At 74.6% G+C, this 4,240-nt stretch carries 3 protein-coding genes; all 3 read right to left on the reverse strand.

Features of this window, described 5'->3' with window-relative positions:
• The coding region (locus ADY01_RS33535; protein ID WP_159001591.1) for an AAA family ATPase at nt 1–516 on the reverse strand (516 nt) is incomplete at its 3' end.
• A 72-nt stretch (nt 517–588) separates the two neighbouring features.
• Nucleotides 589–3,066 carry an ATP-binding SpoIIE family protein phosphatase gene (locus ADY01_RS33540; RefSeq protein WP_159001593.1) on the reverse strand — a complete coding sequence of 826 codons (2,478 nt, stop codon included), beginning with the start codon at nt 3,064–3,066 and terminating at the stop codon, nt 589–591.
• A gap of 101 nt (nt 3,067–3,167) precedes the next feature.
• On the reverse strand, nt 3,168–4,240 hold a 1,073-nt coding region (locus tag ADY01_RS33545; protein WP_049580536.1), incomplete at its 5' end, for a glycoside hydrolase family 88 protein.

Genomic DNA, 4,240 nt, shown 5'->3' on the forward strand with positions numbered 1-4,240 from the left:
GGCCAGCTCGCGCAGCGCGGCCTCGGCCACCGACAGGCCGCCGGTGTCGACACACACGTCCCCCACCCCGCCCGCGTCCAGCGCGTCCGCCTCCCGCAGCACATCCTCCACCTGACCGTCCCCGCCGGGCCGCCCGAGGAACCGCCGCCTCAGCTCCTCGCGCCCGGCCCGCAGCCGGCACACCGTCAGCGCCGCCCCCGGAACCAGATCGGCGTGCACCCCGCGAGCGGCGTCCACCACCCCCGACACCACCACGCACGTGGCCCCCGCCGCCCGGAAACCGTCCACCACCGCGCCCAGGTTCTCCGCCTGCATCCGGTGCCGCCCCGGATCCCCCTCCGGCTCGGGGAAGCACATCCCCACCTGGTCGATGTCGACGAAGCCCGCCTCGACCCCGTCCGCCCTGAGCCGCTGGTGGATCTCCCACGCCACCGTCGTCTTGCCCACCCCCGGCGGTCCGCACAGCCACAGCACCGGAACGGGTTCAGCACGCGACGGGACGACGACGAAGGCCATGGCCGGGATCGTCGCCGTTCCCCGCCCGGGTGTCGACCGAATTCCCCGCACGCCCCCGCCGCCGGCGGGTCCCTACACCTCCCGCAACGGCTGCTCGGTCCAGATCGTCTTGCCCGTCGCCGTGCGGCGGCTGCCCCACCGGTGGGCCAGCTGGGCCACCAGGAACAGGCCCCGGCCGCCCTCGTCGGTCGACCGCGGGCTGCGCAGGTGCGGCTGCGTCTCGCTCGGGTCGGAGACCTCGCAGATCAGCGTCTCGTCCCGGATCAGGCGCAGCCCCACCGGACCGCCCGCCCAGCGGATCGCGTTGGTGACCAGCTCGCTGACGATCAGCTCGGTCGGGAAGACGATGCCCATCAGGCCCCACTCGGTCAGCTGGGCCGTCACCGTCTCCCGGGCCCGCCCCGCCGTCTCGGGATCCGCGGGGAACGACCAGTCCGCCGTCATGTCCTCGGGAAGCGCCTGGACCCGCGCCACCAGCAGCGAGATGTCGTTGGCGGGCGAGCGGGCGGGCTGGAGCGTGTCCAGGACCGCCTGCCCGGTCTCCGCGGGCGAACGGTGGTGGGCCACCTGGAGCGACAGGCACTGGCGCAGCCGGTCCATCCGCTGCTCCGACGTCTCCCGTGGCGGCCCGCCCTCCTCGCCGTCGCCCTCGTCCTCGCCCTCGTCCTCGCCCGTCGCGGCGACCAGTTCGTCGCTGAACATCACCAGCGAACTCCCCGGCTCCAGCCTCATCCCCACGGACTCGAACGACGCCGCGCCCGCGCCCAGCACCGGCCCCGACGTCATCGCCACCACCTCGACCGGCCGGCCGGGCCTGGCCACCAGCGGCGGCAGGCGCCCCGCCGCGGCCATCTCGCAGTGGCCGTTCACCGGGTCGTAGACGCAGTACAGGCACGTGGTGCCGCCCGCGCCCGCCCGCCCCTCGGGACCCCGCGGCTCCGTGTCGGCCAGCCGCGTCACCAGGTCGTCCAGCCGGGTGAGCAACTCGTCCGGCGGCAGCTCCAGATCGGCCAGGGTCTGCACCGCCGTCCGCAGCCGCCCCATCGTCGCCGTGGCCGCGAGGCCGTGTCCCGCCACGTCGCCCACCACGAACGCCACCCGCGCCGAGGACAGCGGGATGACGTCGTACCAGCTCCCGCCGAGACCGGCCGCCGTTCCCGCCGGGAGATACGTGCCCGACGTCTGCGCCGCCCGCAGCTCGAACACCGGCTGGGGCAGCAGGTTGCGCTGGAGCGTCTCCACCGACTTGCGCTCGCGCGCGTACCGGCGCGCGTTGTCCAGGCCGAGAGCCGCCCGCGACCCGATCTCCTCCGCCGCGTCCACGTCCTGCTTGCTGTACGGGTCCGAGCCCGGGGACCTCCACAGCCCCACCGCGCCGAGCATCAGCCCCCGCGCCTGGAGCCGGACGACCAGGAGGGAACCGGGCGCGGACGGCCACAGCGACCTGCCCGCCACGGTGCCCGAGGAGGCGTCCCCGAGGGAACGGACCCACATCGGGCCCTGGTCCGGATCCAGCAGCGCCGGCCGCTCGAACCGGCCGAGACCCCGCGCGTGCTCGACCCGGAACGCCGCCCCGGCCGGGACCACCTCCTGCGGCCACTCCCCGTCGGCGACCTCCACGGCGACCCGGCGCACCGGGACGCCGAAGAGCAACTGACCCGGCTCGTCCCCGTCGAGCAGCGCCTGGGCCAGGTCGACCGCCGCCATGTCCGCGAAGTCGGGCACCAGCACCCGCGCCAACTCCTCGGCGTCCCGCGTCACATCGAGCGCGACCCCGACCCGACGCGCCGCCGTGTGCAGCAGCTCCGCGCGGCGGCGCGACGTCTCCTCCGCGGTGATGTCGGTGCACACGGCGGCCACGCCCAGCAGCTGGCCGTGCCCACCGGGGAGCCGCAACGCCGAGAGGGCGACGACGCGCTCGCGCTGGGGCGCGCGCCGCAGCCGCGCCGAGTGGACGAAGTTGATCAGGGGCTCCCCGCTCTCGGCGACCCGTGAGAGCTGCTCCAGCACCGGATGGGCGTCCTCGGGGACGAGAACCTCGTCGAGGGGCTGGGGGAGGTCGGCTTTGGGCGGGGGATCACCCTCGGGGACGAACGCCCGGGGGGCGGCGTTCCTCCGGCTGACGCGCAGCTCCGCGTCGTGGATCACCAGGCCGATGTCGCTCTGGGAGAAGAGCGCGCGCACCAGGGCCTCGTCCTCGTCCTCGCGCACCGCCGCGGACTCGGCCGTCATCATCACCACCTGGTGGGCCCCGCCGCCGACCGGCACCGGCAGGACGTCGAGCCGCACCTGCGTCATCCGCCCGTCCGGGCGGCGCAGGTCCATGGTGAGCGGGACCTCGCACTCGGCCAGCTCCGCCCAGGTCGTGGGCGGGTCCAGCAGGTCGGAGAGCGGGCGTCCGTTCAGCCGGGGCGCGGGCATGCCGGTCAGCCGCTCCGAGTCCGGCGTGCTCGCCAGCACCTCGCCGTGCGCGCCCAGCAGGAAGACGACGAGTCCCCTGTCCGATGTCGACGGAGGCGGGTGCGGGTGCGGATGTGGCGAGGCTCTCACGCCTCTCACTGTCGCGGACGCGCGGCGGGTCGGCGACGCCGCCCGGAGCATTCGGGTGACGGCGACGGGCCGTGCACCGGGACGGCGCACGGCCCGTCGCGTCAGGCCGGGTTCGCCAGGCCCGCCAGTTCCGTGCCCGCGAGCAGGAACGCGCCGACGCCGAAGTCCGCCGTCGTCTCGTAGGTGACCGGCTGGCTCGACTCGGGCCGGTCGCCGACGTTCTGCACATGGCCGAGGAAGCCGTCCGGGTGCACGGCCGTCTCGACCAGGCCGTTCCAGGCGCGCGCCGCCATCGGCAGGTAGGCCGCCGCGTCGACCAGCCCGGCCGCCACGGCGTAGGCGGTCCCGTAGGCGAAGAACGACGTCCCGCTGGACTCGGGGCCCGGCAGGTGCCGGTCGTCGGCGAGGTTGACGTTCCAGAAGCCGTCCGCCCGCTGGATCGGCCGCAGCGCGGTGACCAGCGCGGTCAGCGTCTCCCGGTACTCGGCGACGTGCGCGGCCCCGGCGGGCAGCGCCTTGAGCGTCTTCACATGCCCGGCCGCCACCCAGCCGTTGCCCCGCGACCAGAGCACCTTGCGCCCGTCGGGGGAGGAGATGCCGCCCGGCAGGAACCGGTCGTCGCGGAACCACAGCCCCGTCTCCGGGTCGTACAGGCCGGGGCCGCCCTGAGCGCGCTTGGTGTGCTGGTACAGGGCGTGGAGCTTGTCCTCGAACCCCTGGTCGCCACGGAGCACGGCGAGGCGCGCGAACGGCGGCATCGCCATGTGGAGGGCGTCGTCCCACCACCAGTCGTCGTTCTTCTCGGGGCGGTCGACGCGGACCATGCGGTGGAGCGAGGTCTCGATGGCCTCGATCCTGGCCTCGTCCCGCTCGATCTCGTACAGGTCGAGGTAGGTCTGGCCGGCGTTGTGGTTGTCGGCGTGCCGGGTGGTGACGCCGCCGTTGAGGCCGTATCCGTGCCGTTCCGCCCAGTCGGTGGCGTAGGCGAGGTAACGGGCCTCGCCCGTGAGCCGGTGCAGCGCCATCAGCCCGCTGAAGAAGGTGGCGCGGGCCCACTGGTTGTTCCCCGGGTCGCCATGGGTGGATATCCAGTGGTCGGCGACGCGGCGGGTGACGGCCACGATCGCGTCGCCGACCACTGGATATCCACCCATGGCGACCCGGGGAACAACCA

The sequence above is a fragment of the Streptomyces sp. SBT349 genome (assembly GCF_001083795.1).
Taxonomy (GTDB): domain Bacteria; phylum Actinomycetota; class Actinomycetes; order Streptomycetales; family Streptomycetaceae; genus Streptomyces.